This window comes from Nocardia sp. JW2, assembly GCF_051843015.1.
GTDB classification, from domain to species: domain Bacteria; phylum Actinomycetota; class Actinomycetes; order Mycobacteriales; family Mycobacteriaceae; genus Nocardia; species Nocardia coubleae.
On sequence record NZ_JBPXLK010000025.1, the window covers coordinates 52,847 to 75,394 of the forward strand.

A 22,548-nucleotide genomic window follows, 5' to 3' on the forward strand; every position below is an offset into this window, starting at 1 on the left:
GGCCCGCGACTTCCTAAGAAACTTTCGCGATTCGGGAATCAACACGCCCCCTACTAACCTTTCAACTATTGATTGACGGTTAGAACGCCGGCTGTCGCCGCTCACCCCGAGTTCGTTCCAGAAGAAGAGGTTTCCTCATGTCTCGCCTGCCGCTCATCCAGTCCGACGCCGCCACCGGCAAAGCCGCCGATCTGCTCGCCGGTGTACAACAGGCCCTCGGCGTTACCCCGAACATGACAAGGGCGATGGTCAACAGCCCCGCCGTACTCGAGGCGTACCTCGGTTTCTCCGGCGCGCTGGCCGGCGGCGCGCTGTCGGCCGCGACCAGGGAGCGGATCGCGCTGCTGGTGGCCGAGGAGAACGGCTGTGACTACTGCCTGTCGGCGCACAGCTACATCGGTGCCAATATCGCCAAGCTCGACGCCGAGGAGATCGAGCGCAACCGCCACGGCCAGTCGTCGGACCCGAAAGCCGAGGCCGTGCTGGTCTTCGCCGCGGCCGTGGTCCGCACGCGGGGTGGTGTCGACGAGGCCGATATCAAGGCAGCCGAGGCCGCGGGTCTGACCGACGGTGAGATCACCGAGATCATCGCCGGTGTCGCGCTGAATGTGTTCACCAACTACCTGAACAAGGCGGTCGACACCGACATCGACTGGCCGGTGGTCCGCCACCACCAGCACTGACCAGGATTCGCCGGGCCTCGCCCATCAGCGAGGCCCGGCGAACAGCACCTCCGAGTTCAGACGTATGAGTTCTATTCCCGTGAAAGGGTTTACGGTGATCGAGATTCCTGTGATCGCACATCGATTCGTCGAGGTCGACGGCGTGCGCGTCTTCTACCGTGAGACCGGCCCGAGCGACGCGCCGACGCTGGTACTGCTGCACGGCTTCCCCTCGGCCTCGCACCAGTTCCGCCGGTTGATGGATGCCCTCGGCGGCCGGTACCACCTCATCGCCCCGGACTACCCCGGCTTCGGACACACCTCCGCTCCCGAGGATTTCGCCTATTCGTTCGATCGTCTGGCCGATATCACCGAAGGCTTCCTCGAGGCCCTCGGCCTGCACCGCTTCATCATGTACGTCTTCGATTTCGGTGGGCCGGTGGGCTTCCGGATCGCCGAGCGTCATCCGGAGTGGATCGCCGGACTGATCGTGCAGAACGCCAACGCCTACACCGATGGCCTGTCCGACGGCGCCCGCGATTTCATCGCGCTGACCCCGGAAACCCCCGGATCACGCGACATGATCGGCGAGCTGCTGACCTTGGACGGCACCCGAGGTCAGTACGAAACCGGTGTCTCCGACCCGCAGGTGCTCGACCCCGCCGCCTGGACCCTGGACCAGCACTTCCTCGACGCGCCCGGACGGAAGCAGGCGCAGCTCACGCTGGCCTTCGACTACCACAGCAACCTCGAGCGCTATGACGCCTGGCAGCTCTGGCTGCGGACGCACACACCACCCACCCTGATCCTCTGGGGTCGGCACGACCCGTTCTTCCCCGAGCCCGGCGCCCACGCCTACCTCGCAGACGTGCCGCAGGCCGAACTGCACCTGTTCGACACCGGCCATTTCGCCCTGGAGACCCATCTGCCGGAAATCGCTCCGCGCATCGCGGATTTCGCCGACCACGTCCGGGACACCGGCCGGCGCGATCGCTGAGACCGGTCGTCCCTCGCGGCGATCTGCCAGGCGGTGGGCCGAATCTATGGCTGGACCGGGTTCAGCCGCCGGCGAAAGGAGGGAGAACATCCACTCGGTCGCGGAGCATGGCCGCGGGGTCGCGGGTGAGTTCGTCGCCGATCAGGAAGGCGCAGACCCGGACCAGGGTGTCCACCTCGGCACCGTAGGTGGTGGCGAGGGTGGTGCGTAGGTCGGCGACGGTGGCGCCGTCGGGGAGGTCGAGTGTTTCGGTGTTCTTGCCGACCGCGTCGGCGATGGCGGCGAAATAGCGGACCTCAACCACCGATGGCTCCCATCGTGCGTTCCGGGGGGACGAAACCTGCGGCGTCGATGCCGTGCCCTGCCCACTTCTGCCACATCGCGCCGCGCCACAGCTCGGCGACCTCCGCGTCGTCGGCGCCGGCCCGCAGGGCGGTGCGCACGTCGAACTCCTGGTCGCTGAACAGGCACGAGCGCAGCATGCCGTCGGCGGTGAGCCGGGTGCGGTCGCAGGCGTCGCAGAACTTGCGGGTCACCGTCGCGATGATGCCGACGGTCGCGGGGCCGCCGTCGACCAGCCACTTCTCCGCGGGCGCCGAGGGGTCGGCGCGGCCGGCGGGCGTGAGGGTGAAGCGGGTGCCGAGGACGTCCAGCAGGTCGGCAGCGGTCACCATCTGTTCGCGCGCCCACTCGTGGTCGGCGTCGAGCGGCATTTCCTCGATGAAGCGCAGTTCACATTCCTCGGCCAGGCACCAGGCCAGCAGGTCGGCGGCACCGGCGAGGTTGTCGCGCATGAGCACGGCGTTCACCTTCACCGGTGCGAGGCCCGCGTCGCGGGCGGCGCGGATGCCGTTGAGGACCGATTCGAGGCGGTCGCGGCGGGTCAGGCGGGCGAAGTCGAGCCGGTCGACGGTGTCGAGGGAGACGTTCACCCTGGTCAGGCCTGCAGCGGCGAGGGCGCGCACCCGATGTTCGAGGCCGACACCGTTGGTGGTCATCGCCAGCGGCGTGTCGGGAACGGCGGCGTGGCAGCCCGCGATGATCTGCTCGAGCTCACGGCGCATCAGCGGTTCGCCGCCCGTGAAGCGCACCTCGCGCACCCCGAGTTCCTTCACGGCGAGGGAGACCAGCCGCACGATCTCGTCGGCGGTGAGCAGTTCCTCGCGCGGGATCGGCGGCAGGCCCTCCTCGGGCATGCAGTACGTGCAGCGCAGCGAACACTTCTCGGTGATGGAGACGCGCAGGTCACGGGCGACGCGGCCGAATCGGTCGACCAGCAGCGGCGTCTCGGGCCTGCCGTCGAGAGACGGCCGCTCCGAGCGCACAGCGGGGATCCCCATCTCGACCAGCGTCATTCCTCCAGTATGACCCGTCGGAGCCGTCACATCGGGTCCGGTGCGGCGATTCGTTGCTCACCGCTAGGGCCGGGAAAGAGTGAGCAACACGATCGAACCGGGTACCGCGACGACGATTAGGCTGGGCACATGACTCACCGGCCCGCCACCGCGTCGGCGCGCAGCGTGGACGAGTACCGCGACACCGTTGCCGCGCTGCTGGCTCACCTCGCCGACCGCGCCTCCGAACAGGTGCCGGTCCCCGACGCACTCGGGCGCGTGCTCGCCGCCGATGTGAACTCCCCGATCGATCTGCCGGTCTTCCGCAATTCGGCGATGGACGGGTACGCGGTGCGGGCTACCGATGTCGCCGTGACGCCGGTGACGCTGCCGGTCGCGGGTGTAGTGGCCGCCGGTAGGCCCGGCACCGAGGTGCTGCCCGAGGGCGCGGCGATGAAGGTGATGACGGGTGCGCCGCTGCCGCCGGGCGCGGACTGCGTCGTTCCGGTGGAGGACGTGCAGGCGGGCGCCGACCGCATCGTCGTCGAACGCGGCCGGGCACGTGGGGAATTCGTGCGCGAGGCCGGTACCGATGTGCGGGTGGGTGAGCTGGTCACCCGGGCGCGCACGGTGCTCGCGCCGCGTCATATCGCCGCGCTGGCCGCCGTCGGACTGCCGAGTGTGCCGGTGCTGTCGCGACTGCGTGCGGTGTGCCTGACCACCGGGGACGAGCTGCGACCGGCCGGTTCGGTGCTCGCTCCCGGCCAGATCTACAACTCGAACGGGATCGGCCTCGCCGCCGCCCTGCGCGCCGACGGCGTCGACGTGCTCGAGATCGCCCACAGCACCGACGACGCGACCGTCTTCGCGCAGGTGCTGCGGTCGGCTGTCGCGAAGGCCGACGTGGTGTTCACCTCCGGTGGGGTGTCCAAGGGCGACTTCGAGGTCGTCAAAGAAGTGCTGGCGCCGCTGGGCGGGACGTTCGGTTCCGTCGCGGTGCAGCCGGGTGGACCGCAGGGGTACACGGTGGTCGACGGTGTGCCCGTACTGAGCTTCCCGGGCAATCCGGTGAGCACGATGGTCTCCTACACGGTCTTCGCGCGGCCGGTGATCCGGGCGCTCGCCGGACTGCCCGCGCCCGCCGGCCGCGAGCTGCCCCTGCTCACCCCGGTCCGCTCCCCCGCGGGCAAACGTCAGTTCCTGCGCGGCCTGACCAGAGACGACGGTGTGGAGGTCGTGTCCGGTCCCGGCTCTCATCTGATCGCGGGCATGGCGTGGGCCGATGCGCTCGTCGACATCCCTGCCGAGGTCACCACGCTCGCCGCCGGTGCCACTGTGCGAATCTTGATGCTATGAGCGAGTTGTCGCACGTCGACCGCGAAGGTCGCGCCCGCATGGTCGATGTGAGTGCCAAGCCCGACACCACCCGGATCGCCGTCGCCGCAGGCGAATTGCAGACCACGGCCGAAGTCGTGCGCCTGGTCCGTGCCGACGGCATGCCCAAGGCCGACGTGCTGTCCACCGCCCGGCTCGCCGGAATCGCCGGTGCCAAAAAGACTTCCGAGCTGATCCCGCTGTGTCACCAGCTGGCACTGTCGTCGGTGAAGGTGGAGTTCGGGTTCACCGAGACGACCATCACCATCGAGGCGAGCGCCAAGACCACCGGGCCGACCGGGGTGGAGATGGAGGCGCTCACCGCCGTCGCCGTGGCAGGACTCACCTTGCACGACATGGTGAAGGCGGTGGATCCGGCCGCGGTGCTGAACGGGGTGCGGCTGGTCACCAAAGAGGGTGGCAAGCACGGACATTGGGTGCGACCGGAGGCGCGGCCGGCGTCGACCGAGGCCGCGGAGGCTCCGGCCGTCGCCGGATCGGGCGGCACTGTGGGCATCTCGCAGGCAGCTGGCTCCGTCGCCCCTGCCGCTGATGCTGCGGTCGGCGTCTCGGAATCGCCGCATGCTGCCGAATCACGTTCAGCCGTCGCTGATTCTCGGCACGCCATGAACAGCGCCCCCGCCGGGTCTCGTAGTGCCGCTGTCGTGGTCGCGTCTACTGGCGCGGCGGCCGGGTCACGTGTCGACGCCACCGGCCCGGTGCTTACCGAATGGCTTGCCGCACAAGGGTTTTCCGTGCGCGGGCCACTCGTTTACGCGGACGCCGACATCGCGGCAGGCTTGGCCGACGCACTGACCGGGGCGCCGTCGCTGGTCGTCACGACCGGCGGCACCGGCGCCTCGCCGACCGACGCCACCCCCGAAGCGACCCGGGCCGTGCTCGATCGGGAGCTACCCGGGGTGGCCGACGCCATCCGGCAACGTGGGACGGCGAAATTCCCGCTCGCGGCGCTGAGCCGCGGGGTCGCGGGCCTGGCCGGGAGCACCGTTGTGGTGAACCTGCCCGGTTCGCCCGGCGGGGTGAAGGACGGCATCGCCGTGCTGGAGCCGCTGCTGGATCATCTGCTCGCGCAAGTAGCCGGAGGCGGCAATCATGAATGACAAGGGCACGGTCGCGCTGGCCGCGATCAGTGACCGCGATCTCGATCCCGCCGCCGTCGAAAAGGCCGTGGACGGACCGGAATTCGGCGCCGTGGTGGTGTTCACCGGCAAGGTCCGCAATCACGATGGTGGCCAGGCGGTTTCCTCGCTCGAGTACTCCGCGCACCCGCAGGCCGAACGGTTCCTCCACGCGGTATGCGCCGAAGTCGCCACGGCCAGTGGACTTCCCGTCGCCGCCGCCCATCGGGTCGGTGCGCTCGACATCGGTGGCCTGGCGATCGTGGTCGCCGTCGCCGCACCGCATCGGGCCGAGGCGTTCACCGTATGCCACGAGCTCGTCGACCGGATCAAACACGAAGTGCCCATCTGGAAGCGGCAACTGTTCGCCGACGGACTCTCGGAATGGGTCAACGCCTGCGGTTAGACCATGCTCGGGGTGTAGCGCCAGATGCCGAGCATCGCTTGGTCGTCCAGTGGTGAGTCGCCCTCGAAGACGGTGGCGCGCAAGCGTTCCAGGGCCGCGTCCGCGTCGAGGCCCGCGCCGATGAGTACCAGGCTCGACACCCGCTGCTCACCCCGCGCCCAGGTGCCGGGGGTGAACGTCACGTGGCGGCCGACCAGGTGCATCTCGAACTTGCGTCGCTCGCCCTCCACGGCGAAGGCCACGCATCCCTTGGCGCGGAACAGGCCGTGCGGCGGGTTCTCCAGGAACTCCACCAGCGCACGGGGATGCAGTGGGCGCTCGCTGGTGAACGACACCGAGACGTAGTCGTCGTGGAAGTGGCGATGGTCGGGATCGTCGTGGTCGTGGTCGTCGAGCAGGGCGTCGAAGCTCAACTGCTGCGCCACCTTCGGCTCTTCGCGGGTGCGCTCGTCGAACAGCAGGCCGGGGTCGACCCGGCCGTGGGTGGTCGCGTAGACGGGTACCTGATCGACCCACTCGGTGATCTGCGCACGCAGGGCCGTGAGTGCCTCGGGGGTGACGCGGTCGGCCTTGTTCACCAGCACCAGGTCGGCCAGTTTCAGGTGCGAGATCAACTCCGGGTGCCGGGTGCTCGTTTCACCGAATTGTTCGGCGTCGACCACCTCGACCAGTCCGCCGTAGCCGATGCGCGGATTCGGATTCGCCACGACCATCCGGATCAGATTGCGCGGTTCGGCGAGCCCGCTGGCCTCGACCACGATCACATCAACCGCGCTGCGCGGCTGCGCCAGCTGGGCGAACAGATCGTCCAGCTCGGACACGTCCACCGCGCAGCACACGCAGCCGTTCCCCAGCGACACCATGGCATCGACCTGCCCCGCCACCAGCATCGCGTCGATGTTCACCGCCCCGAAGTCGTTGACCACCACCCCGATCCGGGTCCCCCGGTTGTTGCGCAACAGATAGTTCAGCAGAGTCGTCTTCCCCGACCCCAAAAACCCAGCAACGATCACCACAGGAATCACGGCACCCATGGTGCCATCTCGCCGCTGCGCCCCACTCTCACTGCCCATCCACCGAGCCCCTCCCCGGCCCTGGACGCGCGATCACCACGCTCTGGTGGCGGCATCGACCGAGAGCCGACCGCCGGCAGAGCGTGGTGATCTCGAACGAAGGGTTCGGTGGTCTACTTCGTCGGGCCGAAGACGACGCCGGCGAGGGTGTAGGCCAGGTTGATGAGCTGATCGGTGACGACGCTGTTGTCCATGCCGAGGGACTGAGCCATGGGCATCAGCATGTTCATCACCGTGAGGACTGGGCCGCCGAGGGAACTGCTCAGCGACGTGATGTCGGGAACCGATTCCTCCTGGTAGGGCTGGGCCTTCGGGGCGGCACCGCCGCGTTCCCTCGGGGTGGGGGCCGGCGCGGCCGGCGGGCGGGCGTTGGCACCGGGTGCGGTGCGGGCGGGGGCGTACGGCAGCGGCGCCGGGTCGGCGATCGGGGCCCGGGCCGGTGCGCGCGCGGGGGCGGGCGCTGCCGGGGTGGTGGAATCGCTGGACGGTTCCTCCACGGGCGCCGGGTTCTGGCCGGATTCGTCGCCGGCCGCGCCGTTCTCCGGCGACCCCTGGGCGGGTACGCCCGCCGGGCCCGACTCGGGCGCGGACCCCGGCCCGTTCGCCCCGGATTCCGGCCCCGCACCGTCTCCGGTCGCGTCCGATTCAGGTGCCGACCCCTCGCCGACACCGCCGGACTCGGGTCCCGACGCCGCACCCTCACCAACTCCACCCGACTCAGGTCCCGACGCCGCACCGGGCGCGGACCCCTGGCCGACTCCACCGGACTCGGGTCCCGACGCCGCACCAGGCGCGGACCCCTGGCCGACTCCACCGGACTCGGGCGCCGATCCCTGCCCGGTCCCGTCGGACTCCGGCACCGATCCCTGACCCGACTCACCCGCAGCGCCGGGCGCGGACTTGCTGGTAGACGGCTCACCCCGCCGCGGCGAAGTCGTATCGGACTGACCCGGCTTCTCGGTCGTCGAGTCCGTCGCCGCACCCGGCTCCGGCTCCTGCCCGGGCGTGGGGACCGGGGTCGCCACCGGCGCGCGACCCGGAATCGGCTTGGGTGCCGATGCCAGGGCAGGCGCGGGCCCGATCGGTTTGTTCAGCAGATAACCGACCAATCCGGTCGTGATGGCCACCGCGTGCTGCAGCCGTCCCTCGCGCGATTCGAGCAGCGCCGCGTCCTCGGCATTGGCGCCGTTGCCCATCTCCACGAAAACGAGCGGTACCCGGGTCAGGGCGGGCCCGGCCACGTCGGCGCGGGTCTGCAACCCGTTGTTCGCACCGCCATAGGTCGCGGGCGGTATCCCGGCCGCGACATAGGCGTCGCGCACCGCGCTCGACGCGGCGAGCCCGGCTCGCGATTGGGCCTGCTCGACGGCCGGATCAGGCACCGGGAGCTGCGGCAGGATGAGGTGGAAGCCGCGCTGGTCGGCGGGTGCGCTGTCGGCGTGGATGCTCACCGCCACCTCGGCGCCGGATTCGTTCGCGGCGCGGGCGCGTTCGTCCACGCAGCCGCCCCATCCGGCGTCGTCGGCGCGGCTGAGCACCACTTCGGCGCCGAGCGCCTGCAGCGAGGTCTTCACCAGCTGGGCCACTTCCCAGTTGATGGTGTGTTCGGGGACGCCGCCCAGCGACGTCATGCCGGTGGTCTGGCAGTCCTTGGTTCCGCCTCGGCCGTTGTCGACCTGGCGGGTGAGATCTTCCGCATGGGCCGGACCCTGATGACCCGGGTCGAGGAAGATCGTCTTCCCGGCGAGCTGATCGCCCTGCGCTGGTTCGGGGGCGGCGTGGGCGGTCACGGGCAGCAGCCCGGACAGCGACACCACGACCGCGGCGGAGACTGTGGAGCAGAGACCGGCCTTGATGATGTCTGGTTTCATGTTCGGTCGGCGCTCCGGAACGGAGCACCCCTCCCTTCCCATTGGTAACACCAAACCCAGTAGTTAACTCTTGCCACGTGTACAACGACAGGGCAAGCGCCGTTACCGAACTGCAATAGGCCGATAATCGCTGGTCAGGTGCCCAGATGGGCTATTCCTCAGGCGCGTCAGGCAACCTCCGGCAACTGACGCAGCGAGCGCAGCGCGTAGTGCACGCGAGTCTTCACCGTGCCGACGGGAACACCGAAATCCTCGGCCACTTCCCGGTATCCGCGATCACGCAGAATCACTTCGACCACCGCCGCGCGCTGAGGTTCGGGCAACCGGGCGAGCAGTTCGTCGACGAGCAGACCGTCGACGAGCCCGTCGGCGAAATCCGGCCTGCCGCAGGGGACCAACTCGGCGAGGTCGTCGAAACCCACATCGATCGGGCGCACGGCCCGAGCCCGCACGATATCGACGACCACATTGCGTTCGATCGCCAGCAGCCACGTGCGCACGCTGCCCTTGCGCGCGTCGAAGTCGGCGCACGCGCGCCACGCGCGCAGCAAGGTCTCCTGTACGGCATGCTCGGCCAGCCCGCGATCGCCGAGGCTGCGCATGGCCCGCCAGTGCAGCAGGCCGCGATCGGTGGCCAGCACGTCGGCCAGTCCGTCCCTGGTACACAGTCGCGCGCAGTGCGCGTTACAGAAGTTGTCCGCCATACCGGGTTATCGCGGCCGGACCGCCCGATGACAACGCCTTAAGCGACTCTTCAGGATCCTGCTGGTGCCGTGCCGGAAAGTAGTTCCTGCGAGCCCGGCCGGGCCTGCTCCAGGAGGGGGGAGCAGGGCTGCCGGGCTCGCTCCGTTCCCGGGCCACGAAGGAATTGCATACATAGCGATTCGTGCATATGATTGCGCCGTTCGGTTCACCGGAGAGGGGAAATCGCATGGGCGCAGGACACGGGCACGACCACGGGGTGTCGGCCGACAGCGACAAACGCTGGCTGGCGGGCGCGCTGGCCCTGATCGTCACGTTCCTGATCGGCGAGGTCATCGTCGGTATCGTCGCCGATTCGCTGGCACTGTTGTCCGACGCCGCGCATATGACCACCGACGCCGCGTCCATCGCGCTGGCGCTGTGGGCGATCCGGTTGGCCGCGCGCCCGCCGAAGGGACGGATGACCTTCGGCTGGAAGCGGGTGGAGATCCTGTCCGCCCAGGCCAATGGGCTCACCCTGCTGCTGCTCGCACTGTGGCTCGGCTACGAGGCGATCCGCAGGCTGTTCGAGCCACCGGAAGTGCACGGCGGCCTGGTGCTCGTCACCGCGCTGGTCGGCGTGGCCGTGAATGTGCTCGCCACCTGGATGATCAGTCGCGCCGATCGGACGAGCCTCAATATCGAGGGCGCCTACCAGCACATCCTCAACGACCTGTTCGCGTTCATCGCCACCGCTGTCGCGGGTGTGGTCATCATCCTGACGGGCTGGGCTCGCGCCGATATCGTCGCCACCCTGATCGTGGTCGCGCTGATGATCAAGGCGGGTGTGGGGCTGATCCGCGCGTCGAGCCGCATCTTCCTCGAGGCCGCCCCCGACTACCTCGATCCCGCGCAGATCGACACCGACATCCGCGCCCGCGACGGCGTGGTCGGCGTGCACGACCTGCACATCTGGGAGATCACCTCCGGCTCCCCTGCCCTGTCGGCGCACATCCTGGTACAGCCGGGCCGCGATTGCCACGCGGTGCGCGAAGACGTGGCGCACATGCTCGACCACGATCACCACATCAGCCACGTCACCCTGCAGGTGGACCACGCCACCCCGGAGGTGCTCGCGATCGGCAACCGGCAGAGCAGCGCCTGCGGCGACACCCACGCGGCCGAAGCGCCGCACACGCACTGACCCCGAACGCGAGAATGCCCCACACCGGAAGGTGCGGGGCATTCTCGTGGCCGACGTTCCCGCCGACCCGGCCGTTAACGACCGAAAGCGCTGACGAATCAGCCGCCGAAGGAGCCGGTCCACAGGGTGTCGACCAGACCGTGCAGAGCAGCACCCAGGGTGTCGAAAAGACCGTTCAGGGCGGCGCTACCGGTGTCGATGATAACGGGGATCATAAATACTCCTCTGTTTCTCATGCTCCAGCCGAGGCTGGCTTACGAATGGCATATCGACCCCCGAACGCCGCGAGTTACGCAAATTACGGATTAGTGACAGCCGTTACAGTAACCCGGTTTCACCTATCACCACCTGCGGTTATAGGTGCGACAGCGTGTTACTTAAAATTGCATGAGAACTTTCTGAGAGTTATTTATTAGCCTTTTATGTTTAGGACTCGGCGCGCGCGGGAAAGGTGCGGAGAATTAGCTGATACGTAATACTTCTCTTTCTTCGGGCACCAGCGGCGAGGACTGTGCGGCCGACGCCGACGGGGCATCGGCCACACCGATCGACCGACCGGCGACCATGGTCAGCACGACCTGCAGGAATTCCAGGTGCTTGCGCACCGCCCGCACGGAACGGGCCACCGAGGTCACCGTCTCCGTCCCGGTCTCGGCCTGTCTGCCGGCGAAACGGTCGGCGAGCCAGTCGATGACGACCGGGACGACGAGGAACTCCAGCGGCAGGTGGGAACCGTTGCGGATGCGCAGATACCGCACCGTCGCCCCGGCCCGCTCGTAGCGTCGGACATGCGCGTCGATGTCGGCGACCGCGATCACCTCGTCGCGCACGCCCTGCACCACGAGCAGCGGGGCGGCCGGGGCCTTGCCGCCGGGCTCGATGTCGGTGAGAACGCGGCGCAGCACCGGTTCGGCGAGCAGTTCGGCGATGCCGCCGCGCAGGTGGCTGGCCACATCGCGGCGGGCGAACCGCAGCAACAGCGCGAAGGTACTGCGTTGTTCGGCCTCGCCGAGCAGGGCGCGGAACCGCGTGTCGAAGTGGTCTTCCAGCACAGGGACCAGCTCCGGGTAGGCGCGGCGCAGACCGGCGACGAAGGCGGCGGGGAATCCGGCGAACCAGCCACCGTTGAGCCGGACGAACGCCGCCGCCGGGTCACCCACGGGCGACCCGGCGGCGGCGCCGACGATATCCAGCTCGGGGGCGTACTCGGCGGCCAGCTCGGCCGCCCAGGCCGTCGCCAGCCCGCCGCCCGAATAGCCCCACAGCGCAACCTGATTCGAGGGCGACAACCCGAGCGCGCCGAAACTCAGTGCCGCACGGATACCGTCGAGCGCCCGGTAGCCGGGTTCCCTCGCGGCGCCGAACCGCCCGTCGAGCCCCTCGTGGTCGGGGACCGAGACCGCCCACCCCTGCCGCAGCGCCATCGCGATGATCGGCAGTTCCAGCGGGGCGATCGAGCCGATGGTCTGCGCGCCGCGGCGCAGGGCGTAGGACGGAAAGCACTGCGGGGCAACGGCATCGATCGCGCACTGGAACGAGACGAGCGGACGGGACTCGCGCGGGTCGGCACCCCAGGGCAACAGCACCGTCGTCACCGTCACCTCGGCATTGCCGTCGAGATCGCAGGTGCGATAGAGCAATTGCCACGCGGCGATACGCTGCGGCACCATGCCGAACAGGGCCAGCTCCACCGAGCGCGACCGCACCACCGTGCCGGGCGCGAGCGTCTCTAGATCGGGCGGGGCGATATAGAAGGGATCGTCGGGCGGTAGCGACGGTGCTCCGCGCAGGGTGGCCGCCCGATCGAGCAGACTGGTCATAGGCTGCCGCCTCCGCCGAAGAACCACGGGTTGAACGTGCAGGCCAGTTCGGGTCCGCGCGCCGGATCGAGGGCACGCAGCGCGATGGAGGCCGCGCGCGGGGAGTACATCATCGTCAGGTGGTCGGAGACGTCCTGTTCGCAGCCGGCCTGCAAGGTGATGTTGTCGACGGTCGCGTCCGGTCCGGCGACCAGGAAGCCCAGGTCGAGAGGGTTCATCACTTCGTCGTAGCGGGAGCCGACCACGGTGTAGTGCACGCCGGGCACGGTGTCGCCGCCGGCGTTGAGGGTGGTGTAGAACGGCGAGCCGATGGCCTGTTCCACATTGGCGGCGCCGATGATCGGGCGGTAGAAGCCGAGGATGTCGATGCCCGCGTTGTTGATCATGCGGCCGAGCGTGGCGATGCCGAGCAGCGAGGTGCCGTGGTGGGTGCCGCCGAAGCTCACGAGGGTGGCGACCTTGGCCTGTCCCCCGTCGAACTTGAGGTAGTGGTTGGCGATGGTCGCGCCCTGGGAGTGGCCGACGATATCGACCTGTTCGGCGCCGGTCGCGGCCAGCACCCGCTCGATGAACGCGGCCACCTGGCCTGAGGATTCGACCATCGGGCCCACCCCGTTGCGGCCGGGCAGGATCGCGCCGAGCCCACCGGCCTCCAGCAGGGTGGATTTGCCGAAGTTCAGGGTGAACACGCAGTGCCCGGCGTCGGCCAGCCGCGGTGACAGATAGGAGAAGGTGTCGTAGGCGTTGAGCCAGGTGCCGTGCAGCAGGACCACCGGTCGCGGATGGGCCGCGGTGGGTTCGCAGTCCCAGCGGTTGGCCTTGGGCGGCGCGGCGTCCGGGTGCAGCAGGCCGTAGGCGAAGGCGGGCAGGTAAGCCGACATCGAGGGGCCCTCACCGATGGTGTCGGAGGCACGGCTCGACGAACCCGACCCGCTGCCCGAGGAGCTGCCGGTGTCGGCGATGGCGGTGGGGCGGCCGTCGGGGGTGGTCGGCGCGGTGGCGGTCAGGTATTCGGCCAGCGAGGCGACGGTCGGTTCGAGCGTGGGAGTCGCGGCGGCCGATTGGGTGCCGAGCGCGAGGAGCGCGGCGGCGATGCCGAACGCGGACAGGGTTCGGCGAAGAGGATGCGTCGTTGCAATCAAGGTTTCACTTCCGTAGAACAGCGTCGTCGGGCAGGTGGCCCGATGCGCGTTCTGCGAATCTATGACCGGCGCCACAGGGTGTCACTGCACCGTGCGCCCAGAAAACGCGACCGTTCTTGTCTCGTGAACCAAGTTCTCGTCGTAGCCGACTGGAGCGCCCACTTTCGCCCTGTCTTGGGACACAATTCCAGGCATGCTCGCCGAACAAGCCACGTCCACCTCACCCGATCTGACGACTCGTCTGCTGAGTCGCTGGCCCCAGATCGCCGAGCGGATGCTCGCCGAAGGACTCGCCGCCAAAGCCCCCGCCGAACTGCCCGCCGGCCACTTCACCGCCGAGGTGCTGCCGACCATCTATGCCTGCGGCCGGGCGGTGCTCGACGCGATCGCCTCGAACCGGGAGTTCACCAAGTCGGAGGTGGCGATGTTCGTGGCCCCGGTCGCCGAGCGGCATGCCGAGGACCGGTTGCCGCTGCCGCTGCTCATCGATGCCATTCACGCATCGGCGCAGTCACTGCTCGCGGCGGCCTCCGCGGAGGCCGAGCCCAGCGAGATGTTCGAGTTCATCCACGTGTTCAGCCGGCTGCTCGATCTGCTCCGCCACATCAATATGACCGTGGTCGAGACCTACACCGAGGTGGAGCAGTCGATCTACCACGCCGAACGTGAGGCACGGCGCGAATTGTGCTCGGCGCTGGTGCGCGGGCTACCGGCCGAGGAACTCGCGGCGCGGGCCGACACGATGCTGGCCGAGCAGTACACGGTGCTCGCGATCCACCTCGACGAGCAGCCGCGCACCGGCAGCGCGGCCAACCTGCTGACGCGCCGCCGCATCCGGGTATTGCAGCGCGCCCTCGACGCGCTGACCGGAACGACCACCCCCGCCACCTTCGACGGCACCAGCGGCATCGCCCTGCTGAGCCGCTCCGAGGCCGATGTCCTCGATGCCGCGCGTTTCGACCAGCTCGCCACGCGACTGGCCGAACAATTCGGGGTTCCGGTGTTTCTCGCGGAATTCTCGGAGGTGGCCCGCGACGACATTCCCACCGCCGCCAAAGACGCGAGCGAACTGACCGAGCTGGCTCGGCTCCGGGGTAAACCCGGCGGGTGCTACCGCCTGGACGATCTGCTGCTCGAGTATCAGCTCACCCGGCCGGGCCCGGCGCGAGAGCGGTTGGCGCAACGCGTGATTCCGCTGCTGTCGAGCCCGCATCTCGTCGAGGCGCTCGAAGCGCATCTGCAGTACGGCGCCGACCGGAAGACCGCCGCGCGACGGATTCACGTCCACCCCAATACCTTCACCTACCGGTTGCGCCGCATTGCCGACCTGACCGGCCTCGACCCGGCCGATCCCAAGGATTCACGAATGCTCGCGGCCGCGCTCACGGTATATCGGCTGGATTCCGCATAAACGAAAAAACCCGCTATTCGACGTGTGCTTCGAATAGCGGGTATTCCGTTTCCCGACAAGGAAAGTCTTTATTGCGCGGCGTACCTTACAGGTAGGCGCTGCAGGTCGGCCAGGCGCCGGGGCCCTGGGCCGCGAGCACGTTCTCGGCGACGCGGATCTGCTCTTCACGGCTGGCGTTGTCGGCCGTGCCGGTGCCGCCGTAGGCCTCCCAGGTGCTCTGCGAGAACTGCAGACCGCCGTAGTAGCCGTTACCGGTGTTGATACCCCAGTTACCGCTGCTCTCGCACTGCGCCACGGCGTCCCAGTTGTTCGCCGAAGCGGTGGCAGTGGTCAGACCGGCCGGAACGGCGATCATGGCACCGGCGACAGCGGCGAAACCGAGGGCACGGGTGGTGAACTTGCGATTGAAAGACATAAGCATTTCCTGCCTGCGCCCACCGACTCGGTATTCGAACTACCGCGTCCCTGCCCCACAGGTATGTCGGGGATCCTCGAATCGCGGGGCAGGCTTTGCGGCGTTCTGCGATTCGATTCGGCTCGGGTTGTTGTTCAAGCCGTGATCGAATGTAGCCGTTTCGCAACGGAAGATCACGCACCGATCACGGACGCTTATGTAGCAAAGTTTGTCCAAACGTACGCTGTTCACCGCTGGTCGTTCGTGATAAATCCGTAATCACAGAACTGTGTTTCAGGCGGCTATTTGTGACCGGCCTCACAGGAAATTAGTGGGCCCGCTCACGTTTCTTCCGCGCAATTCGGGCAACCCTTTGTATGAGTAGTGGCCTCGGCTCCTCAGGCGAGGAGCCGCTTCTCCGATGCCACGGCCACCGCGGCGGCGCGCGTATCGACGCCGAGCTTGTCGTAGATGCGCCCGAGATGCGTTTTCACCGTCGCCTCGCTGATGTGCAGCGCGCGAGCGATCTCCCGGTTTCCGAGGCCTTCGGCCAGCTTGCCGAGGATGTCGCGCTCGCGAGCGGTGAGGGTTGGCCCGGGGTTGCGCATCTTGGCCATGACCTTGGCCGCGACCGGCGCCGACAACGCGGTCTGCCCGCTCGCGGCCGCGTGGATGGCGGCGAACAGTTCCTCGGGGCGTTCGGCCTTCAGCAGGTATCCGGTGGCGCCCGCCTCGATCGCGCGGGTGATGTCGGCATCGGTGTCGTAGGTGGTCAGCACGAGAACGTGCGGTGTCGGCGCCGGTTGGGCGGTGATGAGCCTGGTCGCGGCCACCCCGTCCATCTCGCCGCCGAGCTGCAGATCCATCAGCACCACATCCGGGTGCAGACGCCCGGCCAGCGCCACGGCCGCCGGGCCGTCGGCGGCCTCCCCGATCACCTCGATCCCGGGAGCGCTCGACAGCAGGGCGTGCAGGCCCGCGCGCACCACCGCGTGATCGTCACAGATCAGCAGGCGCACGGTGGTGGTCATAACGGCCGATGCTAGCGGGCATCGCCCGGTACGACCGGGGCCAACGGGATCGACACCGACAGCACCGTCCCCTCCCCCGGCGCCGATTCGATCGCGCAGGTACCGCCCAGCTGACGCACGCGCGCCCGGATCGCAGGCAGACCGTGACCCCGATGCTCGGCCGGATCGCCGACGTCACCGGGATCGAAGCCGCATCCGTTGTCGGCCACATCGAGAACGATCTGGTCGTCGAGGCTGGTCAGCGTGAGTGTCGCCGTGCTCGCTCGCGCGTGTTCGCGCACATTGGCCAGTGCGCCCTGGGCGATGCGGAGCAGCGTGGCTTCCACGCGCTGCGGCAGCGGCACCGGCGCACCTTCGATATGGCATCGCACCGTCAGCGTGTCGGTGGACTCGCGGTCGGCGAGCGCCGTCAGGGCGGCGGCCAGCGACCCGCCCGCGGCGAGGTCGGCGGGGGCGAGATCGTGGACGAAGCGGCGCGCTTCGGTGAGGTCGCGTTCGGCGATCTCGGCGGCCGAGCGCAGATGCGTGCGGGCCAGCTCCGGGTCGGTATCCCAGACCAGGTCGGCGGCCTGCAACAGCATGCGCTGGCTGGACAGGCCCTGGGCGAGGGTGTCGTGGATCTCCATGGCGAGCCGTTCGCGTTCGGCCAGGGTGCCTTCGCGTCGTTCGGTGTCGGCCAACTCCTGACGGGTTCGCACGAGATCGTCGATGAGCGCCGCCTGCCGGGTCGCCTGCCTGCGCATACCGACGAACAACGCGGTGGTCACGGCCGCCACCGCGGGTGGCGCGAGCACCAGGTTCGGATCGAGCCAGCCCGCGATGCGCACCTGACTGGCCACCACCAGCGCGGTCAGCACGGCAACCAGCGTCACCGCGGTGCGTTCGGAGAGGATGCGCAGGCCCGTGTACACCAACGGCACCGCGCACCAGGCGAAACTCGGCGCGAGCACCACCAGCACCGACCAGGTGAGCACCAACCCCGCGAACCACACGAGCCGATGCGACGCCCGCAACTCGCTGAGCCCGTAGAGAACCGCGAGCGCCACCGCGAGGACGACGATGAGCGGTGTCGAACGGGTCTCGCTGTGCCGGATCAGCCAGCGCAACAGCGACGCGGCGAGCAGTACGTAGAACGCGCTGTGCACGATGATCGCGAGCAGACGGGTGTCCTCGCGCTGGTCACCGAGGTCCATGCGGCCACCTCCTCTCCTCGGCATTCTCCCCCGGCGCCGGGGGCCGACGGGTCATCCGATCGGTTGACCCGGGTGTCGTCCGATCCGGCCGCGCACTCCAGCCGCACCGTCGATTCGCGGGAGCCGCCGGGCGAACAGGATGGATATCACCAGGCCGCGCCACAGATCCGACGGCCGAGAAAATGCTCAGGAGCAGCAATGACCAGCAAGTTCAGCACCCGTAACCGTCTCATCGTCGCCGGTGCCACCGCCGCTGTGGTGGGCGCGGGCGTCGTCGGTGTCGTCACCGTGCAGGCCGCCGATCCCGACCCGGCCACCCGCACCCCCGTCGTCGTCGAGGCCGCCGACAACAATCTGGCCACCAGCACGCACCTGTCGGTCGCCGCCGCGACCAAGGCCGCCCAGACCGCGCTCGACGCGGCCGCCAAGGAGAACCAGCGGGTGAGCGTGGCCGTGGTCGATCGCAACGGCAATGTGATCGTCACCCTGCGCGGCGATGGCGCGGGCCCGCAGTCCTACGACGCCGCCCAGCAGAAGGCGTTCACCTCCGTCTCGTGGAACGCCCCGACCAGCGAGCTCACCAAGCGGCTCGAGTCCGCACCCCACCTGGCCGACATCGACGGCACCCTCTTCCTCGGTGGCGGCGCCCCGGTGAAGTCGAAGGGCGCGCCCATCGCGGGCATCGGCGTGGCAGGCGCGCCGAGCGGTGATCTCGACGAGAAGTTCGCGCAGGCAGGCGTGGCCGCGCTCGGTAACTGATCGAAGGCTGCGCCCGGCGGGCGGACGGAGAATGATGGACCTCGAAGGAGGCATCATGTCCGCTCGCCGGGTTCTGTTCAGTGTCCTCACCATCGGCTTGGTCGCGGCAGTGGCGGTGGGGCTGTATCTGTTCCAGCCGTGGCGGTTGTTCACCACGGTCACGGTCGACGAGGCCCCGGTGGTCGCCGCCGACGGCGCCCCGCCGCCGCTGCTCGCCCAGGGCACGTTCCTCTCCCACGAGCACGACACCTCGGGCACCGTCGCGGTACAGCGGGCCGCCGACGGCACACTGGTCGTGCGGATCACCGACCTGCGCACCTCCGACGGCCCCGCCCTGCGGGTATGGCTCACCGATCAGCCGGTGATCCCCGACGACTGGCACAACTTCGACGACGGCACCCATATCGATCTCGGCGCGTTGAAGGGCAACGAGGGCAACCAGAACTACGAGGTGCCCGCCGGAACCGATCTGTCCTCGGTGCGTTCGGTGAGCATCTGGTGCGAGCGGTTCCACGTCTCCTTCGGCGCGGCGACGCTCACTCCGGTCTGATTCTCATTCCGCGCGACGAGCGCGGGCGCGTCGTTTGCCCTCGTGCATCGCCTGGACCCTGGCGACCGGGATGGTGTGTCCTTCGGCGATCAGGTCCTCCGGAAGTTGCTGCGGTTCAGGCATTTCCGATGACCAAGGATCGGAGTCGCCGATCAGGCCGGGCACGGTCCGCAGGGTGAAGTCCGCTGGCGTCACATCGTCGAGGTCCGACCAGTGCAGTGGAAACGACACGGTGACGCCCGGACGGATGCGCGGGCTGTAGGCCGCCGCGACGGTGGCGCCGCCCGAGCGCGTGGCATCGAGGAACACCTTCCCGTGGCGGTCCTCACGGATGAAAGCCGTTGTCCCGACGGCAGGATCGATGCGTTCGGCCCGCGCGGCCACCGCCCGGGTCGCCGCGGCCGCGTCCTCCACGTCGATGCCGTCGACGACCGGTACGAAGACATGCAGCCCCTTGGACCCGCTCGTCTTCACCGCCCCCGCCAGTCCGTCGGCCGCCAGCGCCTCCCGGATCAGCCGGGCGCCTGCCACCGCGTCGGCGAACGTCTGCCCCGGGGACGGGTCGAGATCCAGCACGAGATGCGTTGGCGCGGGCGTTGATTCGGCCAGGAACAAGGTCGCGTGGTACTCGACCGCACGCTGATTCCCGAACCACAGCAGCGTCCGCAGGTCGTCACACAGCGCATAGGTGATCTCCCGCCGCGAACTCTCCGCCCACACCGTCGTGCGCCCCACCCACTCCGGCGTGTACTTGGGCAGGTTCTTCTGCATGAACGGTTCCTGCCCCGGCCGCACCCGCACCACCGACAGGGGCCGCCCCCGCAGCACCTTCACCAGCCGCTCCCCCACCACCTCCAGGTACCCGACCAGATCCCGCTTGGTCGCCTCGGCACCGTCGAACAGCGGCTGATCGAGATTCGACATCTCGACCCCGCCCCACACCTCTTTACCGGCCATCGCTCCACCCTCCACCCCACCACCGACCAGGTCAACCACCACCTGCGCCACCGACTCTCGGGAGCCGGAGCCGTGCATCGACAAGAACACTCCCTTCCGCGGCATGAGTTGATGCACTGTCTGTACCTATTGGTATGTACAGTGGCCGGGTGAGCACCAGAGAGAGCCTGATCGAGAGCACTCGGTCGCTGTTGTGGGAGCGCGGGTACGTCGGGACCAGCCCGAAGGCGATCCAGCAGCGGGCCGGGGCGGGACAGGGCAGCATGTACCACCATTTCGCGGGCAAGGAGGATCTGGCGCTGGCCGCCATCCGCCGCAGCGCCGAGGAGTTACGGGCCGCCGCCGACGCCCAGCTGTCCGCCGACGGCACGGCTCTCGCGCGGATCGAGGCGTTCCTGCGCCGTGAACGTGACGTGTTGCGGGGATGCCCGATCGGGCGACTCACCCAGGATCCCGACGTCATGTCGACCGCCGCGCTGCGCGAACCGGTGGAAGAGACTTTCGGCTGGCTACGAACCCGGCTCGCGCAGGTGCTCGAAGAAGGACAGGACCGAGGCGAACTCGCGCTCGACCCGCACACGACAGCCCAGACGATCGTCGCCGTCTTGCAGGGTGCCTACGTCCTTGCCCGCGCGGCCGACGATCCACAACGGTTCGACGACGCGATCACCGGAATCCTCGGCCTGCTCACGCACAGCTCGATCGGAACGGAGTAACCCCCGTCATGCCTGCCCCGACCCCTGAAACCAGCAGCGCCTCGGTCGTCCGCACGACCCTTTTCGACCAGGTGCTGCCATCACCGCAAGCCGTGCACCGCGTCGAGATCAGGCGCATCACCCTCGCCCCCGACTTCGCCGGCGGCCTCCACGTGCACAACGGACCGGTCTTCGGCAGCATCGAATCCGGCTCCGCCGTATACCAAGTCGAAGGAAAGGAACCCACGATCCTGCGCCCCGGCGACGTGTTCTACGAACCCGCGCACGTGCGCATCGCCCGCTTCGACGCCCGCCACGACGGTGTCACCTTCCTCGGCTATTTCCTGCTCGAGGCCGACCAGGAAGCCGAGCTCGAGTTCCCGGGCTGACCGCGAACGCAACGAGAGGCTCCACGGCGGCGAGCGGGCCTTCTGCCGCCCGTTTTGGTCGATCGCCCGGTCGTCGGCTAAGGTATGTTCCGCGCGGTTCACGCTGGTGAATTGCTGTTCTGGCCCCGTCGTCTAGCGGCCTAGGACGCCGCCCTCTCAAGGCGGTAGCGCGGGTTCGAATCCCGTCGGGGCTACAGATGAGCTCCCCGGTCCACCGACCGGGGAGCTTTTTCGTGTCCGGAGACAAGGCTTCTCGTTCGCGTTGACATCGGCCCACGCGCCATTCGTACACTGTAGGAATGAAGCGCACCCTCTACACCGAGGACCATGAGGCCTTCCGTGCCTCGGTAGCCGAATTCGTCAAGCGGTCGATCGAACCCAAGGCCGAGAAGTTCATCGAACAGCGCGCGATCGATCGCGAAACCTGGTTGGCCGCAGGCGAACTGGGCTACCTCGGGCTCGGGGTTCCGGAGGAATTCGGCGGCAGCGACGCCGGTGACTACCGGTTCAACGCGGTGCTGGGCGAGGAACTGGCCAAGGCCGGTGCGGCCCTCTCGTCGTCGTTCGGCATCCACTTCGACGTGTGCGCCCCCTACCTGGTCGAACTGACCACCGACGAGCAGAAGCGGCGCTGGCTGCCGAAGTTCTGCACGGGCGAGCTGATCACGGCCATCGGCATGACCGAACCATCCGGTGGCTCCGACCTGGCCGCGCTGAAGACCACCGCCGTGCGCGACGGCGACGACTGGATCATCAACGGCTCGAAGACCTTCATCACCAACGGCTTCAACGCCGACCTGGTGATCGTGGCCGCCCGGACCAGCCCGGAGAAGAAGGCCAAGGGCATCACCCTGTTCGTCGTGGAGAACGGCATGGACGGCTTCACCCGTGGCCGCAAACTCGACAAGGTCGGCCAGCCCGAATCCGACACGGCCGAGTTGTTCTTCGACAACGTGCGCGTCCCCGACGCCAACCGCCTGGGTGAACTCGACCGCGGCTTCATCACGATGATGCAGATGCTGCCCCAGGAACGCATCGGCGCCGCCGCCTCCAATATCGCCCACGCGGCGGCGATCCTGGACGAGACGCTGGCATACGCCAAGGAGCGCAAGGCTTTCGGGCAGCAGATCGGCAGCTTCCAGTACAACAAATTCCTGTTCGCCGAGCTGGTCACCAAGGTGGAGGTCACGCAGGCCTTCATCGACCAGTGCCTCGCCGCGCACACCACCGGCGAGCTGTCGGCCGTCGACGCCGCCAAGGCCAAATGGTGGTCGGCGCAGGTGCAGAACGACGTGCTCGACGCCTGCGTGCAGCTGCACGGCGGCTACGGCTACATGCGCGAATACCGGGTGGCGCGGGCCTGGATGGACGCCAGGGTCACCAAGATCTGGGCGGGTTCCAACGAGATCATGAAGGAACTGATCGGCCGCGATCTGGGTCTGTGAAGCAGAGCGTCGGGGGCGGGG

At 68.5% G+C, this 22,548-nt stretch carries 22 protein-coding genes, 1 tRNA gene and 1 pseudogene; 13 read left to right on the forward strand and 11 right to left on the reverse strand.

Going from position 1 to position 22,548, the window contains the following annotated elements:
• Positions 1 to 137: 137 nt before the first annotated feature.
• Positions 138 to 683, forward strand: a complete 546-nt coding sequence (locus ACSVDM_RS26085) for a carboxymuconolactone decarboxylase family protein (RefSeq protein WP_439268475.1) — start codon at positions 138 to 140, stop codon at positions 681 to 683.
• Positions 684 to 777: 94 nt separating this feature from the next.
• Positions 778 to 1,659: an alpha/beta fold hydrolase gene (locus ACSVDM_RS26090; protein WP_439268476.1), complete on the forward strand. Its 882-nt coding sequence runs from the start codon at positions 778 to 780 to the stop codon at positions 1,657 to 1,659.
• A 61-nt stretch (positions 1,660 to 1,720) separates the two neighbouring features.
• On the opposite strand, the gene ACSVDM_RS26095 is transcribed toward ACSVDM_RS26090, so the two are convergent.
• Both ACSVDM_RS26095 and moaA read right to left on the reverse strand, forming a co-directional pair.
• Positions 1,721 to 1,963, reverse strand: a complete 243-nt coding sequence (locus tag ACSVDM_RS26095; protein WP_067493080.1) for a MoaD/ThiS family protein — start codon at positions 1,961 to 1,963, stop codon at positions 1,721 to 1,723.
• Complete coding sequence (gene moaA / locus ACSVDM_RS26100; protein ID WP_067493078.1) at positions 1,956 to 3,014, reverse strand: GTP 3',8-cyclase MoaA; 1,059 nt, start codon at positions 3,012 to 3,014, stop codon at positions 1,956 to 1,958. Before moaA ends, ACSVDM_RS26095 begins: the two co-directional genes overlap by 8 nt.
• Before the next feature lie 129 nt (positions 3,015 to 3,143).
• On the opposite strand from moaA, the gene ACSVDM_RS26105 reads away from it, so the two are divergent.
• Genes ACSVDM_RS26105 through ACSVDM_RS26115 form a run of 3 tightly spaced genes read left to right on the forward strand, consistent with a single transcriptional unit; the run spans position 3,144 to position 5,912 of the window.
• Positions 3,144 to 4,349, forward strand: a complete 1,206-nt coding sequence (locus tag ACSVDM_RS26105) for a molybdopterin molybdotransferase MoeA (RefSeq protein ID WP_439268477.1) — start codon at positions 3,144 to 3,146, stop codon at positions 4,347 to 4,349.
• Positions 4,346 to 5,488: a bifunctional molybdenum cofactor biosynthesis protein MoaC/MoaB gene (gene moaCB, locus ACSVDM_RS26110; RefSeq protein WP_439268478.1), complete on the forward strand. Its 1,143-nt coding sequence runs from the start codon at positions 4,346 to 4,348 to the stop codon at positions 5,486 to 5,488. The genes ACSVDM_RS26105 and moaCB overlap by 4 nt, the downstream gene beginning before the upstream one ends.
• Complete coding sequence (locus tag ACSVDM_RS26115) at positions 5,481 to 5,912, forward strand: molybdenum cofactor biosynthesis protein MoaE (protein ID WP_067493072.1); 432 nt, start codon at positions 5,481 to 5,483, stop codon at positions 5,910 to 5,912. Before moaCB ends, ACSVDM_RS26115 begins: the two co-directional genes overlap by 8 nt.
• Here ACSVDM_RS26115 and ACSVDM_RS26120 read toward each other — a convergent pair.
• From ACSVDM_RS26120 to ACSVDM_RS26130, 3 genes are all read right to left on the reverse strand, one after another.
• Positions 5,909 to 6,946: a CobW family GTP-binding protein gene (locus tag ACSVDM_RS26120; RefSeq protein WP_439268490.1), complete on the reverse strand. Its 1,038-nt coding sequence runs from the start codon at positions 6,944 to 6,946 to the stop codon at positions 5,909 to 5,911. The genes ACSVDM_RS26115 and ACSVDM_RS26120 overlap by 4 nt on opposite strands.
• Before the next feature lie 152 nt (positions 6,947 to 7,098).
• Complete coding sequence (locus ACSVDM_RS26125) at positions 7,099 to 8,856, reverse strand: N-acetylmuramoyl-L-alanine amidase (RefSeq protein ID WP_439268479.1); 1,758 nt, start codon at positions 8,854 to 8,856, stop codon at positions 7,099 to 7,101.
• 167 nt (positions 8,857 to 9,023) lie between these two features.
• Complete coding sequence (locus tag ACSVDM_RS26130; RefSeq protein WP_067491868.1) at positions 9,024 to 9,560, reverse strand: sigma-70 family RNA polymerase sigma factor; 537 nt, start codon at positions 9,558 to 9,560, stop codon at positions 9,024 to 9,026.
• 227 nt (positions 9,561 to 9,787) lie between these two features.
• Here ACSVDM_RS26130 and ACSVDM_RS26135 point away from each other — a divergent pair, with 227 nt between their 5' ends.
• Positions 9,788 to 10,741 carry a cation diffusion facilitator family transporter gene (locus ACSVDM_RS26135; protein WP_439268480.1) on the forward strand — a complete coding sequence of 318 codons (954 nt, stop codon included), beginning with the start codon at positions 9,788 to 9,790 and terminating at the stop codon, positions 10,739 to 10,741.
• Positions 10,742 to 11,202: 461 nt separating this feature from the next.
• Here ACSVDM_RS26135 and ACSVDM_RS26140 read toward each other — a convergent pair whose 3' ends face one another.
• On the reverse strand, positions 11,203 to 12,561 hold the full coding sequence (locus ACSVDM_RS26140) for a lipase family protein (protein WP_439268481.1): 1,359 nt from the start codon (positions 12,559 to 12,561) through the stop codon (positions 11,203 to 11,205).
• A complete protein-coding gene (locus ACSVDM_RS26145) occupies positions 12,558 to 13,703 on the reverse strand; it encodes an esterase/lipase family protein (RefSeq protein WP_439268482.1) in 1,146 nt (381 codons plus the stop codon). The genes ACSVDM_RS26140 and ACSVDM_RS26145 overlap by 4 nt, the downstream gene beginning before the upstream one ends.
• Positions 13,704 to 13,896: 193 nt before the next feature.
• Between ACSVDM_RS26145 and ACSVDM_RS26150 the strand changes: the two genes are divergently transcribed.
• A complete protein-coding gene (locus ACSVDM_RS26150; protein ID WP_439268483.1) occupies positions 13,897 to 15,114 on the forward strand; it encodes a PucR family transcriptional regulator in 1,218 nt (405 codons plus the stop codon).
• An 88-nt stretch (positions 15,115 to 15,202) separates the two neighbouring features.
• Here the strand turns inward: ACSVDM_RS26150 and ACSVDM_RS26155 are convergent.
• From ACSVDM_RS26155 to ACSVDM_RS26165, 3 genes and pseudogenes are all read right to left on the reverse strand, one after another.
• Positions 15,203 to 15,529, reverse strand: a pseudogene (locus tag ACSVDM_RS26155) (transglycosylase family protein); the annotation flags it as partial.
• A gap of 377 nt (positions 15,530 to 15,906) precedes the next feature.
• On the reverse strand, positions 15,907 to 16,539 hold the full coding sequence (locus ACSVDM_RS26160) for a response regulator (protein ID WP_067637097.1): 633 nt from the start codon (positions 16,537 to 16,539) through the stop codon (positions 15,907 to 15,909).
• An 11-nt stretch (positions 16,540 to 16,550) separates the two neighbouring features.
• A complete protein-coding gene (locus ACSVDM_RS26165; RefSeq protein ID WP_439268484.1) occupies positions 16,551 to 17,732 on the reverse strand; it encodes a sensor histidine kinase in 1,182 nt (393 codons plus the stop codon).
• A 198-nt stretch (positions 17,733 to 17,930) separates the two neighbouring features.
• On the opposite strand from ACSVDM_RS26165, the gene ACSVDM_RS26170 reads away from it, so the two are divergent.
• Complete coding sequence (locus ACSVDM_RS26170) at positions 17,931 to 18,491, forward strand: GlcG/HbpS family heme-binding protein (RefSeq protein WP_067637102.1); 561 nt, start codon at positions 17,931 to 17,933, stop codon at positions 18,489 to 18,491.
• Between the two features lie 55 nt (positions 18,492 to 18,546).
• Positions 18,547 to 19,041, forward strand: a complete 495-nt coding sequence (locus ACSVDM_RS26175; RefSeq protein WP_439268485.1) for a DM13 domain-containing protein — start codon at positions 18,547 to 18,549, stop codon at positions 19,039 to 19,041.
• 3 nt (positions 19,042 to 19,044) lie between these two features.
• On the opposite strand, the gene ACSVDM_RS26180 is transcribed toward ACSVDM_RS26175, so the two are convergent.
• Positions 19,045 to 19,998, reverse strand: coding sequence for a DNA polymerase domain-containing protein (locus ACSVDM_RS26180; protein WP_439268491.1), 954 nt, complete (start codon positions 19,996 to 19,998; stop codon positions 19,045 to 19,047).
• Between the two features lie 149 nt (positions 19,999 to 20,147).
• Between ACSVDM_RS26180 and ACSVDM_RS26185 the strand changes: the two genes are divergently transcribed.
• The 4 genes from ACSVDM_RS26185 (at position 20,148) to ACSVDM_RS26200 (ending at position 22,527) form a co-directional block, all read left to right on the forward strand.
• The gene (locus tag ACSVDM_RS26185; protein WP_439268486.1) at positions 20,148 to 20,714 is read left to right on the forward strand and encodes a TetR/AcrR family transcriptional regulator; all 567 of its coding nucleotides are present in this window, start codon (positions 20,148 to 20,150) and stop codon (positions 20,712 to 20,714) included.
• Between the two features lie 8 nt (positions 20,715 to 20,722).
• Entirely contained in the window at positions 20,723 to 21,082 is a 360-nt protein-coding gene (locus ACSVDM_RS26190) for a cupin domain-containing protein (protein ID WP_439268487.1), read from the forward strand.
• A gap of 121 nt (positions 21,083 to 21,203) precedes the next feature.
• Positions 21,204 to 21,276: transfer RNA gene (locus tag ACSVDM_RS26195), tRNA-Glu, on the forward strand.
• Between the two features lie 105 nt (positions 21,277 to 21,381).
• Positions 21,382 to 22,527, forward strand: a complete 1,146-nt coding sequence (locus tag ACSVDM_RS26200) for an acyl-CoA dehydrogenase family protein (RefSeq protein ID WP_439268488.1) — start codon at positions 21,382 to 21,384, stop codon at positions 22,525 to 22,527.
• Positions 22,528 to 22,548 lie beyond the last annotated feature (21 nt).